Source organism: Acetobacter sicerae, from assembly GCF_011516765.1.
Lineage (GTDB): Bacteria > Pseudomonadota > Alphaproteobacteria > Acetobacterales > Acetobacteraceae > Acetobacter > Acetobacter sicerae.
The window spans coordinates 37834-53903 of record NZ_JAAABN010000002.1; the positions used below are offsets into that span (position 1 = coordinate 37834).

At 58.6% G+C, this 16070-nt stretch carries 13 protein-coding genes and 1 pseudogene; 6 read left to right on the forward strand and 8 right to left on the reverse strand.

All coding sequences use genetic code 11. From position 1 onward, the window contains the following. The first annotated feature begins 49 nt into the window (after positions 1-49). The gene (locus GVI59_RS19350) at positions 50-739 is read left to right on the forward strand and encodes a Smr/MutS family protein (protein WP_338422053.1); all 690 of its coding nucleotides are present in this window, start codon (positions 50-52) and stop codon (positions 737-739) included. A gap of 127 nt (positions 740-866) precedes the next feature. Here GVI59_RS19350 and GVI59_RS02775 read toward each other — a convergent pair whose 3' ends face one another. Beyond that, positions 867-2366, reverse strand: a complete 1500-nt coding sequence (locus tag GVI59_RS02775; RefSeq protein WP_173572793.1) for a helix-turn-helix domain-containing protein — start codon at positions 2364-2366, stop codon at positions 867-869. A gap of 118 nt (positions 2367-2484) precedes the next feature. Here GVI59_RS02775 and GVI59_RS02780 point away from each other — a divergent pair, with 118 nt between their 5' ends. The 4 genes from GVI59_RS02780 (at position 2485) to acs (ending at position 8195) form a co-directional block, all read left to right on the forward strand. Beyond that, on the forward strand, positions 2485-3999 hold the full coding sequence (locus tag GVI59_RS02780; RefSeq protein WP_173572794.1) for an MmgE/PrpD family protein: 1515 nt from the start codon (positions 2485-2487) through the stop codon (positions 3997-3999). Between the two features lie 83 nt (positions 4000-4082). Next, the gene (prpC, locus tag GVI59_RS02785; RefSeq protein ID WP_173572795.1) at positions 4083-5252 is read left to right on the forward strand and encodes a bifunctional 2-methylcitrate synthase/citrate synthase; all 1170 of its coding nucleotides are present in this window, start codon (positions 4083-4085) and stop codon (positions 5250-5252) included. Then, positions 5249-6163 carry a methylisocitrate lyase gene (gene prpB, locus GVI59_RS02790; RefSeq protein ID WP_173572796.1) on the forward strand — a complete coding sequence of 305 codons (915 nt, stop codon included), beginning with the start codon at positions 5249-5251 and terminating at the stop codon, positions 6161-6163. Before prpC ends, prpB begins: the two co-directional genes overlap by 4 nt. 76 nt (positions 6164-6239) lie before the next feature. Next, on the forward strand, positions 6240-8195 hold the full coding sequence (acs, locus tag GVI59_RS02795; protein ID WP_173572797.1) for an acetate--CoA ligase: 1956 nt from the start codon (positions 6240-6242) through the stop codon (positions 8193-8195). A 429-nt stretch (positions 8196-8624) separates the two neighbouring features. Here the strand turns inward: acs and GVI59_RS02800 are convergent, their stop codons facing one another. The 7 genes and pseudogenes from GVI59_RS02800 to GVI59_RS02830 form a co-directional block, all read right to left on the reverse strand. Continuing rightward, complete coding sequence (locus GVI59_RS02800; RefSeq protein WP_173572798.1) at positions 8625-8795, reverse strand: hypothetical protein; 171 nt, start codon at positions 8793-8795, stop codon at positions 8625-8627. A gap of 239 nt (positions 8796-9034) precedes the next feature. Then, the gene (locus GVI59_RS02805; RefSeq protein ID WP_173572799.1) at positions 9035-9301 is read right to left on the reverse strand and encodes a hypothetical protein; all 267 of its coding nucleotides are present in this window, start codon (positions 9299-9301) and stop codon (positions 9035-9037) included. Between the two features lie 149 nt (positions 9302-9450). Next, positions 9451-10137, reverse strand: a pseudogene (locus tag GVI59_RS02810) (ABC transporter ATP-binding protein); the annotation flags it as partial. A 74-nt stretch (positions 10138-10211) separates the two neighbouring features. Beyond that, complete coding sequence (locus GVI59_RS02815; RefSeq protein ID WP_173572801.1) at positions 10212-11216, reverse strand: FecCD family ABC transporter permease; 1005 nt, start codon at positions 11214-11216, stop codon at positions 10212-10214. Beyond that, complete coding sequence (locus GVI59_RS02820) at positions 11213-12070, reverse strand: ABC transporter substrate-binding protein (protein WP_173573042.1); 858 nt, start codon at positions 12068-12070, stop codon at positions 11213-11215. Before GVI59_RS02820 ends, GVI59_RS02815 begins: the two co-directional genes overlap by 4 nt. 152 nt (positions 12071-12222) lie before the next feature. Further along, entirely contained in the window at positions 12223-13503 is a 1281-nt protein-coding gene (locus GVI59_RS02825) for a hypothetical protein (RefSeq protein ID WP_173572802.1), read from the reverse strand. 2 nt (positions 13504-13505) lie between these two features. Beyond that, entirely contained in the window at positions 13506-14540 is a 1035-nt protein-coding gene (locus GVI59_RS02830) for a hypothetical protein (RefSeq protein ID WP_173572803.1), read from the reverse strand. 147 nt (positions 14541-14687) lie between these two features. On the opposite strand from GVI59_RS02830, the gene GVI59_RS02835 reads away from it, so the two are divergent. Beyond that, a complete protein-coding gene (locus GVI59_RS02835) occupies positions 14688-16070 on the forward strand; it encodes an RsmB/NOP family class I SAM-dependent RNA methyltransferase (protein WP_173572804.1) in 1383 nt (460 codons plus the stop codon).

Below are 16070 nucleotides of genomic sequence, written 5' to 3' on the forward strand. Positions count from 1 at the left end.
GGTGATGCTTGTGCGAAGCGGTGTTGCCGCACAGTCGGAGGAGCAACCGGTGCGCCGGAAACGGGGGATCAGCGAAGAAGAGCAGACACTATGGACGTCCTTCGTCCGTGGTGTGAAACCGCTCGCCCTCAACGGACGCTCATCCGGCCTTCCCGCAAAAGCTCGAACCACCGCGCCGGATCAGGTGTTACCTGCCCGCCGCAATGCGGAAGGCGTGCCGAAAATCGACCACTCCGTGCGCGGCTCAGACCCGGAACTTTCCCGCGTTCCTTTTGCGCAGAGTCACATGCGGTCCGCCGCCTTCATGACGGCAGGGGAAATCGCGGTGGCGAACCATCTGCGCGGAAAGGCGGCAAGGAAAAAATCCGCCAATCCTCCGGCCCAGATCGGCACGCGGCAGGCCGGTCTGGATACCGGAAGCTGGAAGCGACTTTCAAAGGGGCACACTGCGGTTGAGCGAAAGCTCGACCTGCATGGCATGACGGCGCAAGCGGCTTTCATGCGGCTGCACGAATTCCTCTTTTCAGCGTACAGTCAGGGCGTCAGATGTGTTGAAATCGTGACCGGGCTTGGCTCCGGCCCTGAGGGGGGCGTCCTACGGCGTGAACTGCCTTTCTGGCTTGGGCGGGATGATCTCGGCCGCATGATTCTGGCTGTCACGCATACGCATGAAGCCAATCGGGGGGCGGTCCGCATTCTGATCAGAAAACGCCGATCTTCTCACTCTGGCAAACGCTGAGAGAGCGTCCCGAGCCGCACAACAGGCGCATTCTGGAGACCATATGTCGTCAGCAGTCTCTGGTTGCTGACGGTTGCGGGGCGAACCTTGTGTCGGGGACCATGAGCATAGACTTTAAGGATTGCTCTCACTCACCGCTCTGCGACACCATGTGATAGGGGACGACCCCCCTCTCCTCTCCTCCCGCATCGATCTGAAAGCCCGCCGCCGGAATGGCGCGATGGCGGCAGTCTGTGCGGATACAGGCACGGCATCCGGGACCGATGGGAATGATCGTGCGTTCATCCGACAGATCAAGACCAGCGGCGTAAACCAGTTCAGAGGCATGAGAGACCGAGCAGCCCAGCACAATCGCCACCCGTCTTGGACGATCGAAATAGGATGTGCCCGCATGACCGACCGTACGGGCGACGTTCAGGAACACGGCATCATCTGTTGTGCGCGAGACCTGCACCTGTAGCTCTCCGGGTGTCGCGAAAGCGCGGAAGACATTCCATAGCGAGCACAGGCCGCCAAAACGGGGAAGACTGAAGCGGGTCGCGCTATAACTCTTGAGAATATTCCCGGCGATATCCGTTTTGATAAAGTAGAATGGCAGCCCTTCATGGCCGGGTCTCTGAAGCGTTGAGAGACGATGGCAGACCTGCTCGAAACTGACCCCGAACTGTCGTTGAAGCTGGTCGAGATCATGCGATTTCGTACGGGCGGACTGCCGGAACCGCGTGTAAGGCAGCAGCAGCGCGCCGGCGAAGTAGTTGCTCATACCGACATGGGCCAGATCACGGGCGTCGGAAGAGGTCAGGCCTGACCGTTTCACGGCCCGGTCCAGCAGACGCCCGTAACCAAGGCGTCCCACGACCTGCGCCATGCAGAACACGCTGCTTTCCGAAGGCACGCCATCCGCCATAAGCAGACGCCGCCCGCGCTTGTCGAAACGCCAGATGACCGAACGACTGTCCAGACTGCTGTCCGTCATGGTTCTGACGCCGTGATGATCGCGCAGATAACGCTCGAGATTGGCGGCCAGAAGACCTTCCGAAAAATCCAGTGTTTCGTAAAGATCTTCGGCTGCACGGTCTATTTCATCAAAATAGTTGCGTTCACGCTGCACCCAGTCCCCTACGGCCTCGTAAGGTGAGACTGTTGTTACCGGCTCCCCCGCCACCGGTATGCCGGACGTATCAATCTGAGGCGCGGAAAGTTCCACTCCTGAAAATGTCTGATTCTGGTGTGGATTTTCCGTATCATTCCGCTCACGGACAATGGTCCGGTAAGCCCGGTAAAGCGTCACAAACCGGTCAGCCAGTGCTGGTGCGGACCTCACCGCGGCCTGAAGTTCCGTTGGTCGGAGGGAGGCCGATTTGAACAAGGGGTCGCCGAGAATTTCTCTCAGAGCCTGAATCTGCCGGATTTCATCACTGTCGCCAAAATAGCCGGGCGATACATCGAACAGGTTGCAAAGTTTTAACATGAGAGGCGGCGGAATGGGCCGCTGGTCGTTTTCAATCTGATTGAGGTAGCTGGGAGACAGACCAAGATCCTTCGCCAGATCCTGCTGTGTTTTTCTGATTCTCCCACGCAACTCCCGAATACGTGATCCAGCGAAGACCTTGCTGAGACGTTTCATGACCTTCGCATCCTTTGCAAAAACAGTCTCATTTCATCGCTTCAATTCGCTTCGTTCACCATAGCTGAAATTCGTGCCCAGGCCATACTCGCAGCAGTTTTCGTGAATGAGGCTGGACATGCAAACCTACGATATCACGGTTCATCCCGAGAAAGACCGCCTGCCCCGCGAGCAGCAGCTTGCCTGGCATATCGCCGAGGTGGCGGCCGATCCGGTGGAAATCGAAGCGCCCGTGACCGAGATGATCATCAACCGTGTGATCGATAACGCCTCGGTCGCCATTGCGTCGGTCAACCGTCACTCCGTCATGAACGCCCGTGCAGAGGCTCTGGCGCATCAGCGTCCGGGTGGCGCGACCATTTTCGGCTGTGGGCCAGACGTTCGTGTTCACGCCGAATGGGCGGCATGGGCCAACGGCACCGCCGTGCGCGAACTGGACTTTCACGACACGTTTCTGGCCGCTGAATATTCGCATCCCGGCGACAACATCCCCGGTATCCTCGCTGTGGCGCAGCAGTGCCAGCGTTCCGGCAGGGATCTGATCCGCGGCATCGCCACGGGCTACGAGATCCAGATCGACCTCGTGCGCGGCATCTGCCTGCACAAACACAAGATCGACCATGTGGCGCATCTCGGCCCGTCAGTAGCGGCAGGCATCGGCACCCTGCTCGGCCTGCCGACCGAGACGATCTATCAGTCCATCCAGCACGCGCTGCATGTGACGACCGCCACGCGCCAGAGCCGCAAGGGCGAGATTTCCTCCTGGAAAGCCTATGCGCCGTCCCATGCGGGCAAGATGGCGGTTGAATCCGTGGATCGCGCCATGCTGGGCGAGACATCGCCAAGCCCGATCTATGAAGGCGAGGATGGCGTGATCGCGTGGATGCTGGACGGCAAGGACGCGCATTACGTCGTGCGTCTTCCCGAGCACGGTGAAGCCAAGCGGGCGATCCTCGACAGCTACACGAAAGAGCACTCCGCCGAGTATCAGAGTCAGGCGCTGATCGACCTCGCCGTCAGGCTGGGCAAGCAGGTGAAAAACTGGGACGACGTGAAGGATGTTCTGATCGAGACCAGCCATCACACGCATTACGTGATCGGCACCGGCTCGAACGACCCGCAGAAGTTCGATCCGAAAGCCTCGCGCGAAACACTTGATCACTCGATCATGTATATCGTTGCAGTCGCGCTTCAGGATGGCTCGTGGCACCACGTCCGCTCCTACTCGCCGGAACGCGCCAACCGTGCCGATACTGTGAGGCTGTGGCAGAAGATTCACACGATCGAGCGTCCGGAATGGACGGAGCGCTACCACTCCATCGATCCGAATGTGAAGGCCTTCGGTGGACGTATCACCATCACGCTGAATGATGGTTCCGTCATCTCCGACGAACTGGCGGTCGCCAATGCCCATCCGCTCGGGGCCACACCGTGGACGCGCCCGGACTACATCCAAAAGTTCCGCACACTGACGGACGGCATCATCACGCCGCAGGAAGCGGACCGGTTCCTTGAAGTGGCCCAACGCCTGCCGGAATTGTCCGCGAAAGAGCTTTGCGAACTGGAAATCACGCTTCCGACTGGCGAGCTCAGGAAGAATCCGAAAGTCGGCATCTTCGGTTTTGGCCAATAACGCAGAGCAACACGGGAGAATGGCTTCAGTCTCATGAAGCCGTTCGCAGCAGACGACAGAACAAGAAAGAGGAGACGCAGACCATGACGCAAACCTCTCACGAAAAACGTCCGAAGAAGTCGGTTGCCCTGTCAGGCGTTACTGCGGGGACAACCGCCCTGTGCACGGTCGGCCAGAGCGGCAACGACCTGCATTACCGTGGCTATGACATCAGGGATCTGGCCGAGCACTGTGAATATGAGGAGGTCGCTCATCTGCTCATTCATGGTCATCTTCCTGATCCGTCGGAACTGGCCGAATACAAGGAAAATCTGCGGTCCATGCGTGGCCTGCCCGAGCAGGTGAAGCGTGTTCTGGAACAGGTTCCGGCTGCCTCGCATCCGATGGATGTCATGCGGACGGGCCTCTCCGCGCTGGGATGCGTGCTGCCGGAACGTCGCGACCAGAACCCGGTCGGCGCGCGGGAGATTGCGGACCGTTGCGTGGCGTCTCTCGGCTCGATCCTGCTCTACTGGTATCACTACGCCACCAACGGGCGTCGGATTGAGGTCGAGACGGACGATGACACGGTCGGTGGCCATTTCCTCCATCTCCTGCACGGCAAGACGCCGTCGGAAGAATGGGTGAAGGCCATGCATGTGTCGCTCATTCTCTACGCAGAACATGAGTTCAATGCGTCAACTTTCACCTGTCGCGTGATCGCCGGCACGGGCTCGGACATGTATTCGGCGCTGTGTGGCGGGATCGGCGCCCTGCGTGGTCCGAAACATGGCGGCGCGAATGAAGTGGCGCTTGAAATCCAGCAGCGTTACCAGACGCCGGACGAGGCGGAGGCCGATATCCGCAGGCGTGTGGACAACCGCGAGGTTGTCATCGGCTTCGGGCATCCGGTTTACACAATCGCTGATCCACGCAACGAGATCATCAAGAACACGGCTTATGCGCTGTCACGCAGGAACGGCTCGATGCGTCTCTACAATGTGGCGGAACGCATTGAAGCGGTCATGGCGGACACCAAGAAGATGTTCCCCAACCTCGATTGGTTCAGCGCCGTTTCCTACAACATGATGCGCATCCCGACGGCGATGTTCACCCCCATCTTCGTCATCGCCCGTTCCGCGGGATGGAGCGCGCATGTGATCGAGCAGCGTGAAAACGGCAAGATCATCCGTCCTTCCGCAGAATATGTCGGACCGGAAGACCGGGCTTTCATTCATATCCATAACCGCAGTGCGCAGGAGAAAGCAGCATGACCTATCTGGTTGGCGCGGAAGCCCCCTCGGAATCAGCAGGCAACCGGTTCCGCAAACTCCTTGACGCTCCGGGAATTTTACAATTACCGGGCGCTCATAACGGTCAGGCCGCGCTGCAGGCGAAGGATGCGGGATTTCAGGCGCTCTATCTCTCTGGCGCGGCCATGACGGCCAGCATGGGGCTGCCGGATCTGGGGATCATCACCATCGATCAGGTGGAGTTCTTCATCCGTCAGATCGTCCGTTCCTCGGCTCTTCCGCTTCTTGTCGATGGTGACACGGGATATGGCGAAACCCTGAACGTGATGAACATGGTTCGCGCGTTCGAGGATGCTGGCGCGGGAGCGTTGCATCTGGAAGACCAGCTTCTGCCGAAGAAGTGCGGACATCTGAACGACAAGAAACTCGCCAGTGCGGATGAGATGGCCATGAAGGTCAGCGCGGCCCGTCGGGCGCGTCGTGATCTGGTCATCGTGGCCCGGACGGACGCCGCCGCCAGCGAAGGCATTGATGGCGCTGTCGCCCGTGCGAAAAAGTATATCGAAGCTGGCGCGGACGCGATCTTTCCGGAAGCGCTGACCAATGCCGAGATGTTCCGCGAATTTGCGAGGCGGATGCCGGGTGTGAAGCTGCTGGCCAACATGACCGAGTTCGGGCGCACGCCGTTCTACACGGCGAAAGAGTTCGAGGAGATGGGCTACAGCATGATCATCTGGCCGGTCAGTTCGCTGCGTGTGGCCAACAGGGCGCAGGCCGATCTGTATGCCACCATCGCCCGTGACGGCAGTACGGAGGCCATGCTTCCGCGCATGCAGACGCGGGAGGAACTGTACAGGACGCTGCGTTATCATGAATACGAGGCGCTGGACCGCAGCATTGTGGAAACCGTTCTGCCGACCATAGCGGCCTGAACACATCACTCTCACATCCAAGGTCACACCATCCGGGCGATTTTACATCGCCCGTTTCCATTCAGGAGAAGAACAGGTGTCCACACCCCAGACCGATCTCGCCATTTGGGATATTGAAAGCGTTGATCCGGACAAGGCGTCGCAGATCAGGGCGATGCGTGAGCAGGTGCAGGCTGATCCTGAAACCTTCTGGCTGGAACAGGCAAGACGTCTTGACTGGGAGCGTTTTCCCTCTGTTGGAAACCGTTCGACTTTTGAGGACGAGGTATCCATCCGCTGGTATGAGGATGGCAGGCTCAATGTCTCGGTCAACTGTCTGGACCGCCATCTGAAAGAGCGTGGAGACCAGACTGCGCTGATCTGGCAGGGAAACGATCCGGGTGTGTCGCGTCAGCTCACCTTCCGCGAACTGCATGCCGAAGTCTGTCGGGTGGCCAACGCCCTGAAAAGTCTGAGGGTGAGGCGCGGTGATCGCGTGGCGATTCATCTGCCCATGACCGTCGAGGTGGTCGCGTGCATGCTGGCCTGCGCCCGTATTGGCGCGGTGCATGTGGTGCTGTTCGGCGGGTTTTCACCGGAGGGTATTGGTGAACGTCTGATCGACAGTGGGGCCGTGGCCGTCATTACCTGTGATGCGGCCAGACGCGGGGCGAAAACCATTCCGCACAAGGCGGTGATCGACGCTGCGCTGAAACATACTGGCTCCATCGGCAGTGTTAAGAACGTCATCGTCGTGAATGTCAGCGATACCAGCACCCCCATGACGCCGGGACGTGATCATGATTATGCAGAACTGGTGTCCGGGCAGTCAGACATCTGCGAACCCGAGATCATGAATGCGGAAGATGTGCTCTTCCTGCTTTACACATCCGGCAGCACGGGAAAACCCAAGGCGATTGTGCATACAACGGGCGGTTATCTCGTCTGGGCGGCTTATACCGTGGATGTCACCTTCCCGGCGGAACGGGGCACAACGCACTGGTGCACGGCCGATGTTGCGTGGATTACGGGTCATACTTTCGTGGTGTACGGACCGCTGGCGAACGGCACAACGACCCTGCTGTTCGAGGGGCTGATGGGATGGCCGCAGGCCGGGCGCTGGTGGGAGATTATCGACCGCTTCAATGTGTCGAGTTTCTTCACGGCTCCCACCGCCATTCGTGCGCTGATGCGGGATGGCGATGACCTGCCTCGCCAGTATTCTCTTGCGTCTCTCCGTCGGCTGGGGTCTGCGGGTGAGCCGATCAGTCCGGATGCGTGGGTGTGGTATTATGAAGTGATCGGACAGAAGAAATGTCCGGTCATCGACATGTGGTGGCAGACGGAAACGGCCGGGCCGATGCTGAGCGCCATCGCCGGGGCGCAGAAGCTGAAACCCGGCTGGGCGACGACGGGTCTGCCCGGAATTGTTCCTTCTCTCACCAATGAGAAAGGTGAAATCATCGAGAACAGGGAAGCGGAAGGCTGCCTGTGCTTCGATGAGTCCTGGCCCGGTCAGACCCGGTCCATCTGGGGAGACCACAAGCGGTTTCGGGAAACCTATTTCACCTTCAGCAAAGGTCGGTATTTTTCCGGGGATGGCGCGCGCCGGGATGCTGATGGCAATCTCATGATCACGGGCCGCATGGATGATGTGATCAATGTGTCAGGACACCGTATTGGCACGGCCGAGATCGAGGATGCTGTCGCGACGGATCACTCCGTGGCGGAGGCGGCGGCTGTCGGTGTCAGTCACGATCTGAAAGGTCAGGGTATTGTCGTGTTTGTGGTAGCGCGCAACACCAAGACGCTGCCGTCCGAAGCGCACCTGAGCAAGGTCATCAGCGAGCGTGTGGGCCGCTATGCCGCACCGGAAAAGATTTACCTGGTCACTGAACTTCCCAAGACACGTTCTGGCAAGATTGTGCGTCGTCTGCTGCGCAAGATTGCTTCCAACGAAACGGACAGCCTTGGTGATCTGTCGTCTCTGGCGGATACGTCCGTTGTGCCTGCCCTGATTACGCTTGTGCAGAAACAGCTTCAGACTGCGTAAAGGAGGCTGTTTATACAGCTTTCCAGATCGATAAACCTCTCGGACGTGGTCTGAGGGGTTTTTCGTCTTTTAATCTTGGCCTGTAGTATATGCAGACCTGGCTTTGCGCAGGTCATTCTGGATACTGGTCTGCTGTCACCGTTGGCGCTGTGGCTGCGCACTCTCAGATATGAACGGAGCGACCTTGCCACTCTTTTCGATTATCGACACATTCCGACGATGCTTTAAACGCCGAGGTGAACTGACAGAAGACTTCATGAAATATGGAATAACAAATATCCATATGAAAAAACAAAACAAGACTTAATATATTCAGACAACATTAAAAGAAATGACTCCAAATTTTTTGGAGTTTCCCTTCGTTACACAGGATTTCACTTCTCGTTAATTGATTCCGACTGAAAATGAAATTGTATCCACATCGGGAGTTCAATCCATGTCCTCTTCAATCTCTTCCATCGGCGGCTCATCGATCGCAAGCCTTTTCAATACGTCGTCTTCGTCAGATACGAGCTCCAGCTCAAGTTCCTCGACGTCATCGACATCCTCTGCCGATACCACGTCAGAGACCATGAACAGCGATGGAACAATGACCATCACGGTTACTGATTCAAGTGGAAATATTGTTTCTCAGACGACTGAGGGAACGCCCCGCAGTTCAACGGCTTCTTCCAGCGATGACGGCGTCGATACTTTTGCCTGATCCTGTTTCAGAATACTGATTTCAATTCGAAAACGAACACATGAAAAAGTTGCCCGAGCAAGTCGGGCAACTTTTTTCTGACCAGTAGTATTCTCTGAAAACGGATATGTTTTCAGAACTGACCAGAAAGCCGATCTCAGGCGCTATGGATGATGTTGTTCAGAACATCATTGAAGGAGCCGCCGATCCAGCCGCCATTGGCCACCGGGAATGAAGACGTGCCGCAACCGCAGTTGTTGGAGGGAGCCGGAGCAGGTGCCGGGCCACAACCGCCGCCATTGCCACCCCAGCTGCTGCCGCCCCATTTATCGAGGCCGGCCAGAGCGCCCAGGACGAGACCACCCAGCAGAAGACAGCAACCACCCGAAACTTCTTCCGTTTCAGCTACATTGAGTTCACGCATTTTTCTCTCCCAATTAAAACATCTTCGAGCGCTCGGGAGGAACAAAAGCATCAGAAAGTAACAAACGTCAATAAAACATTAATATGCATTTGATGTGCCTGTTTTACAGGAATAAATCTTTTTCAAACCGGAAATACTCGGTGCGGATTTCAAATCAGATCCCACGGAATGACAGCATTGCATACCCGCTGCACCGTCACGCCATAGACCGTGGAAACCATATTGTCCGTCAATACGTCTGCGGGCGCTCCCATTGAAACGAGCTTTCCGTCTTTCAGGAGACCCACCCGGTCACAGAAACGGGACGCGAGAGCGAGATCATGCAGAACCACGACGACAGCAACGCCCTTTCGCGACAGGTCATGGAATAGATTCATCACGGATAGAGCGTGCGCAGGATCAAGTGCTGCAATCGGTTCATCCGCCAGCAAAACAGGCGCCCGGACAGCCAGCGCCCGTGAAAGCAGAACGCGCGCACGCTCGCCTCCCGACAGGGCCGTCACAGCCCGATGGGCAAACTCCAGTGTCCGGGTCTGCTGCAATGCTTCTTCTACAGCCAACCTATCTTCGTCAGACTGCCCTTTTCCAAAAGGAATGCGCCCCAACGACACAAGCTCCCGCACTGCCATCGGAGGGAGCGTTTCGGCCTCCTGCGGCAGGAACGCTATTCTGTGAGCTCTCCACAAGGCTGCCTTTTCAGCGAGATTGACCCCTTCCATCTGCACACTCCCCTCATCGGGGGCCTGCAATCCGGCAAGAACACGAAGCAAAGAGCTCTTGCCGGCACCATTCGGGCCTATCAGGCCGAACACTTCCCCGGTGCGGACAGAAAGCGAAACATCCCGGAGAACGGGCGAGTTCCCGTAGAGTAATGTCGCATGATCAGCGCGAAGGATTTCAGGACATGTGTTCATGAACCGTTTTTTCTCAAAACGCTGACCCGCCAGAAGAACAGCGGCGCTCCTGTCAGGGCTGTCAGCACGCCGACATGCAGTTCCGTGTGTGTAGGAATGAACCGCGCACAAATATCGGCCAGCAGGAGAAGAATGGCTCCGCCCAGAAACGATGGGAGCAACAGTCGGCCCGGACGGTGTCCCGTCAGCGGCCTGAGAAGGTGCGGCACGACGAGACCGATAAACCCGATCGCCCCGGCGACAGCGACACCGGAACCAATAGCCAGCGCCGATCCAAGAACGATACGATTCTGGGCGCCCCACATACCTTTCAGCGTAAAGCCGAGACTCTCAGCCACCTCATCGCCAAGCGTCAGCGCATCCAGCACACGCCCGCTCATGGCCATCAGCAGGGAACCCAGAAAAATTCCCGGCAGGCAAAGCCAGACCTGAAGCATGGTACGGTCCGCCAGAGACCCCATCAGCCAGTGCATGATTTCAAAGGAAGCATAGGGGCTCGGCACAAGATTGAGCGTCAGGGCTGTCATGGCGGCGAAAAAGCTTGTCAGCGCGGTTCCGGCCAGCAGCAGACTGACGACACCTCCCTGCCCTGCCAGTCCGAGCAGCAGCACAACCGCCAGCAGGGCTCCGGCCAGTCCTCCAAGCGGCAACGCGAAACTGAAAGCGCCAGCCAGACCGGTATAAAATACCAGCACCGCCCCCAAAGCCGCGCCGCTGGACACGCCGAGCAGACCGGGATCGGCAAGGGGATTACGCAGATACCCTTGCAGGACTGCTCCGGAAAGTCCCAGCGAGCCGCCAATCATGACGGCGAGCAGCGCACGCGGCAGTCTGAGCTGGCCAAGAATAACGGCTCCAACCGTGTCTCGTCCTACCAGAAAATCTTCAAGAGCCGGAAGAAAAGGCAATGCCGTCTCACCACGCACAAGCGCCAGTCCAAACAGCAGGATCAGAACTGAAGTCAGGGTAATCAGCAGGATACGATCAGGGTGGCGTGTCATTTCCCATCCCCCTGCATCATTTTGCGTGCTTTTGACAGCTCCTCGAGCGCATCAAGGGTTTGCGGCAAACCGCACAACCAGAGAGACGCAGGAATATTGACGCGGTGTGTGCCACGGAAAGCGCTCGCCAGCGCCTGATTATCCAGCAATGCCTGTGCCTGCGAGGTGCCCTGCCCCGAGCGGTCAAGGATCAGCAGATCCGGTTGGGCTGCGATCAGTTTTTCCAGCGACATCGCATGCGTCCGTTTCCTGCCTGTGCCTGTGCCTGTCGAGAAATTCCTGAATCCTGCATGATGCAGCACATCGTCCGGCAATGAATTGGTTCCGGTGACAAAGCCGTTGGCTGCGTAAATCACCGCCTCCGGGGCATCCGGAGATAACGGCAATGAAAGACGCGCCAGTCTCTCGTCAAAAGCCTTCACCAGAACCTCGCCACGTTCCGGAACGCCCAGTAGTCTGGCCATTCTGCGTATGGCGGCAGGAATATCCGCGAGCGAATGGGCGGGTCCGAACATTTCGAGGCGCGTGCCAACAGATTTTGCCGCCAGCAGGGTTACAGGCATGGTCGATGTGCCTGTGACAACGAGATCCGGTTTCAGGGACAGGATGGTTTCTGCGTTTGTGCGAAATGCCGGATAATGACGCGCCATGTCGCACATGGGAGCATTGGCGCAGTCGGAGGCCAGTTGGGACAGTCCGACAATGGTCGAAGGGTCAGCCAGCAGCAGGACGAGCTGGTCCGTACAGAGATTGAGAGAGATCACCCGCCCTGGTTTTGCGCCGGACTCTTCACCTGCACTGGCGAGCGGGCAGTGAAGAAGGCCAGTCAGCCAGACTACTGCGACACTTCCCATCACCACACGAAGACAGTGCGTAAATAATCGGTCTCCGGGAAGTGGCATCAGGTCTGTCGCTCGCAGAAAAATCTTCAGGCCGCCAAAGGCGTCCCTCTCGTAGCGTATTCAGACTGGTGACGCACCCACCCGCCTCTCTGCGCATCTCTGGCTCAGCGAGCAGATGCAGACCATGGCATGGTGAGAGAGACACTCTTTCGTACGAAAATTTTACCCTGTACTGGCGATGGCAGAAGCTGAAGATAATTCAGCAGCATGGGTGATGGCTTGTGAGACGCCTGAAGCATTTCACAGGCGTGTATTTTTTCAGCGAAGCTCAGACCGGTTATCCGATCGTCCATATAGTGGGTCACCAGCTGGTCAATCCCGCCACGATAATCTGCAAAGCGGGAAAAGCTGCCGCCAAGCGCGACAAGCTGACGGAAGCGACGATTGCCTACTTCGAAAGAGATCATCAGGGAGTCAGGCCATGTCGTGACCGGCCAGCCAATCAGCAGATCTTCCTGCACAAGCAGGGCGAACTGGGCTTTTGCCGCTTTGGCGACAGATTCCATCAACGCAGCCGCAGCCGCCCCGTAAATCGAGCATCGTCCGGCAAAGCGGATGAGAGCATGGATCGTCGCCTGCTCATTCGCCTCCAGCCAGAGAAGAACCCGGCGGTCCGATCTTTCCACAGGTCTGATCCGGGCGATTTCCCTGCTGATCCGATCGCAACGCGCATTGAACAGCTGATAGACGCCCGTGACGGCCTGATCACAGAGTTCCAGCCACATTCTGGCGTCTGGCTGAATATGCGCCACTGCACGGGCAGTCGGCAGGACGACGTCGATCTCGTTTCTGGAAGTCATGAGCAGCGTGAGAGCGAAACACCAGGCCGTCACCCCTCTGTCCGCCGCCTCTTTCAGCAGCAGGGCAAGATCCTCTCTGTCCGGAATGACCGGCACGACAGCCTTTCTGGGCTGGAAGAAGTGTCGCGCCCCTGCGAAGACAAGCTGGATTGCGGGAAGAAGAGCTTCGATGCTGGCCGTCCGGAGGCCTGAAGTCTCTGACATTTCCTCCAGCACGGCAGATGGAATCGGGCGCGACAGAACATCCGCGGCACGCTCCCACAGCATTTGCGAGGCGCGCCACAACGGGTCCGCCCATTCCGTCTCATCCAGAGGGTCTCTCTCCGGCAGATGCAGCCCGTCGCCCAGTTCAATGAGTTTCGCGACAAGCCGCGCCTGCGGAAAGCAGTTCATGATCCAGATACGCAGCGGTTCCAGCAACGTATCCGGGATGGATCGCACGGAAAGCTCGCTTGATTTCATCCACTCCGTGGACGGAACGATAATCGGCCAGAGAGGACGAAACAGCAGGGTGAAGGAGGTTGCGACTGGTCCTTCAGCAGAAAACTGATCACGCCGGGCCTCGGATAAAGCAGGAAGCGCCATGCTCAGTTCTCCTTGATATCGTAAAGGAGACTCATGTGAATCAGTCTCTCGTTGCGTTCTTCGATGTAGAGGCCGCGATCGACTTCATGCGGCCATGAAGAGAGCGATGGCCTGCTGACATTGGCCAGAGGCGAGCGCACCGCCGACGCATGATTGCTGTGAGACAGAATCTGCACCAGCGACGCCAGATCGGCGAGCATGTGCACAGCACATGGCGCACGGGGAATCTCCTCGAGCATCAGGGCAAAGCGCACCCAGCCATCAAGGGTGGCGACTTCCCTGATCGCCCCCTCGTACGAGACATTGAAATGCGCAAGACGAGCCGGATCGTTGAGAAGTCCTGCGTGCGCTCCATAGAGCGCCTCGATGCGTCGCAGGGCTTCCGTAGCCACCGCGATCACACGCTCCGTCGTCAGGGCGTTTCCCTCAAGGGAATTGAGTGAGGGAGCCAGTCCCCTCAGCGCATTCCGGATAATCGACAGACGGGGTGGAGTGCGCTCGTTGAGTGCGAACGCGCCTCTGCCTGCGCGTATGCATTCCGGAGCAAATCCGAGATGGAAAAAAATATTTTCCAGATAGGCTGACAGGCCAGGATGCAGGTGGATGCCGGTGAGCAGTTCAGACACTTTGCGGTGAATGGCGGCCCGCCTGACGGTTCGTCCGTTGGTTGCGATACGCGCAAGCTTCTGCGTCTCGCGTCCTGCGAATCCTTTGGCCGCAGTGTCGAGAAACCGTTCCCTGACATCCTGTGGCGTCAGCGTCCTGAAGGAGGCCATCTGGCGGATGAGCACCCGATCGAACGCCGTCAGTGTGAAGCCGAGACTGTCCTGCCCCTCCACTCCCGCCACCATCACCCCGGTTCCGAAGGGGTTGGGTACGAGAAGCTGAGGCTGTTCTTCAGGGTAAACCCGGAGAGCCATGCCGCCACAGAGAGGACTGGTCGTTGGGAGAAAAATGGTGATCCCGGTGGAAAGAGAAAGTGTCTGTCGCATCGGGATCGGATCGACGATGAGAGTCTCCATGGGTGGTCCGGCCATGTCCTTTCAAACATCCAGTGTGGTATGAAATACGAAATGCGCTCACTGAAAACGTACTGCTAAAAACCTGTCGGCAGCTAAAAACCCACTGGCACCGACCAGCCTGACGTGCGATGTCCTCGCCAGCCGATATTCACACCGGGAACAATGAACATTCCGTCAAATACTTCGCAGCCCCGCTCCCGCAACGGGTCAAAAAAGACCGCCTCTGCCAAAACAGGGCAGCCCAGAGCACGCCGGTCACGCACGCCAGCCGCGCCGGTTGTGCCCGATCCGACACGGGAAATTGCGTACGACATCGTACGGGGCGTGATCGAAAATCGCCGCATGCTGGAAACGACGCTCGGTCGTTCGCAGGAAGCACGCGAGGCCGAGCCGCGTGACCGTGCGGCCGCCCACCGTCTGGGAGCCGCGACGCTTCGCCATCTGGGAACGCTGTCCACCGTGCTGGAGCCGTTCCTCCGCAAGCAGCCGCCGGAGCCGGTTCGTGTCGCGCTGCTCATCGGGGCCTGCCAGCTACTGTTCCTTGAAACACCGCCGCATGCTGCCGTCGGCACCACGGTCAACCTGCTGCGCCGCCGTGACCTCGCGCCGTTCGCCGGACTGGCGAACGCCGTTCTGCGGAAGGTCGCCACACAGGGCGCGACGCTGCTGGAAGGGCTGGATCAGGAACGGCTCAACATCCCCGGCTGGATGTGGTCTTCGTGGAAATATCTCGGCCCGGGCGTAGCCCGCAAAATCGCCCGTGGTCTGGCGCAGGAAGCGCCGCTCGATCTGACGCTGAAATCTGACGCCCCTCCGATGGAAGAAGGGATTGTCCTTCCCACCGGATCAGTGCGCTTCCCGGCCGGAACCCGCGTTCCCGATCTGCCCGGCTTCGAGGAGGGCACATTCTGGGTGCAGGACGCCGCCGCCGCCCTTCCGGCACGTCTTCTTGCTGCGAAACCGGGTGAGCATGTGGCCGATCTCTGCGCGGCTCCCGGCGGCAAGACGGCGCAGCTCGCCTGCACAGGCGCGCAGGTGACGGCGCTGGAACGCGACCCTGCCCGTCTGGAGCGGCTGAAGGAAAACCTCACACGCCTGAAGCTGGACACCGTCAGGACAGTCTGTGCCGACGCGGCGGCCTGGCAGCCGGAAGCGCCGCTCGACGCCATTCTGCTGGACGCCCCCTGTTCCGCCACCGGCACGGCGCGGCGTCATCCGGATGCCTTGTGGATCAAGCGTCCCCGTGATTTCGCCGCACTGATCGAAGCACAGACGGGTCTTCTTGCGGCTGCGGCACGGATGCTGAAACCGGGCGGTCGTCTTGTTTACGCCGTCTGCTCGCTTCAGCAGGAAGAAGGACCGGATCAGGCCCGCAAGATTGCCGGTCAGTTCGGACTGAGGGCCGATCCGATCAGGCCGGAAGAAATGCAGGATCTTCCCGAGGCCCTGACGGCTGAAGGATGGGTGCGCACCCATCCCGGTCTCTGGCCGGACCTCGGCGGGATGGATGGCTTCTTCGCGGCGCGCTTCATCAAGGAAAGCTGA

Excerpts from the sequence above, each read along its gene's own strand:
- GVI59_RS02775 (WP_173572793.1), bottom strand. The coding sequence starts at position 2,366 with ATGAAACGTCTCAGCAAGGTCTTCGCTGGATCACGTATTCGGGAGTTG.
- GVI59_RS02780 (WP_173572794.1), top strand. The coding sequence starts at position 2,485 with ATGCAAACCTACGATATCACGGTTCATCCCGAGAAAGACCGCCTGCCC.
- prpC (WP_173572795.1), top strand. The coding sequence starts at position 4,083 with ATGACGCAAACCTCTCACGAAAAACGTCCGAAGAAGTCGGTTGCCCTG.
- prpB (WP_173572796.1), top strand. The coding sequence starts at position 5,249 with ATGACCTATCTGGTTGGCGCGGAAGCCCCCTCGGAATCAGCAGGCAAC.
- GVI59_RS02805 (WP_173572799.1), bottom strand. The coding sequence starts at position 9,301 with ATGCGTGAACTCAATGTAGCTGAAACGGAAGAAGTTTCGGGTGGTTGC.
- GVI59_RS02815 (WP_173572801.1), bottom strand. The coding sequence starts at position 11,216 with ATGACACGCCACCCTGATCGTATCCTGCTGATTACCCTGACTTCAGTT.
- GVI59_RS02820 (WP_173573042.1), bottom strand. The coding sequence starts at position 12,070 with ATGGGAAGTGTCGCAGTAGTCTGGCTGACTGGCCTTCTTCACTGCCCG.
- GVI59_RS02825 (WP_173572802.1), bottom strand. The coding sequence starts at position 13,503 with ATGGCGCTTCCTGCTTTATCCGAGGCCCGGCGTGATCAGTTTTCTGCT.
- GVI59_RS02830 (WP_173572803.1), bottom strand. The coding sequence starts at position 14,540 with ATGGCCGGACCACCCATGGAGACTCTCATCGTCGATCCGATCCCGATG.
- GVI59_RS02835 (WP_173572804.1), top strand. The coding sequence starts at position 14,688 with ATGAACATTCCGTCAAATACTTCGCAGCCCCGCTCCCGCAACGGGTCA.